Source organism: Cupriavidus basilensis (assembly GCF_029335485.1).
Classification (GTDB): Bacteria; Pseudomonadota; Gammaproteobacteria; order Burkholderiales; family Burkholderiaceae; genus Cupriavidus; species Cupriavidus basilensis_E.
Window position 1 is genome coordinate 1 of the sequence record NZ_JARJLM010000335.1, and the last position, 506, is coordinate 506.

The following is a 506-nucleotide window of genomic DNA, read 5'->3' on the forward strand; positions in this document are numbered from 1 at the left end:
CTGATGCTCGAGAAGTACACGCTGTTCATCACCGACACCTTCGTCAACGACGATCCCACCGCCGAGGAACTGGCGGCCATCACGCAACTGGCCGCGGAGGAAATCGCCCGCTTCGGCCAGCACCCGAAGGTGGCGCTGATGTCGCACTCGATGTTCGGTTCGTCGAACCGGCCGTCGGCCAAGAAGATGCGAGCCGCCCAGGAGATCCTGGCGCGGGAGGCGCCGCACCTGGAAGTGGAAGGCGAGATGCAGGGCGACGCTGCCCTGGTCGAGGACGTGCGCCGCCACTTCCTGCCGGGCACCAAGCTGGCCGGCAGCGCCAACCTGCTGGTCATGCCGACCCTGGACGCAGCCAATATCGCCTTCAACCTGCTCAAGATCACGGGCGGGCAGGGCGTTACCATCGGCCCGATCCTGCTGGGCGCGGCCAAGCCGGTGCACATCCTCAACCCGCAGGCCACCACGCGCCGTATCGTCAATATGACGGCGGTAGCGGTGGCGGAGGC

1 protein-coding gene is annotated in these 506 nt (G+C 66.8%); it reads left to right on the forward strand.

Going from position 1 to position 506, the window contains the following annotated elements; all coding sequences use genetic code 11:
• Nucleotides 1–506: phosphate acyltransferase (locus P3W85_RS19795; RefSeq protein ID WP_276266053.1), on the forward strand; the 506-nt coding region annotated here is incomplete at both ends.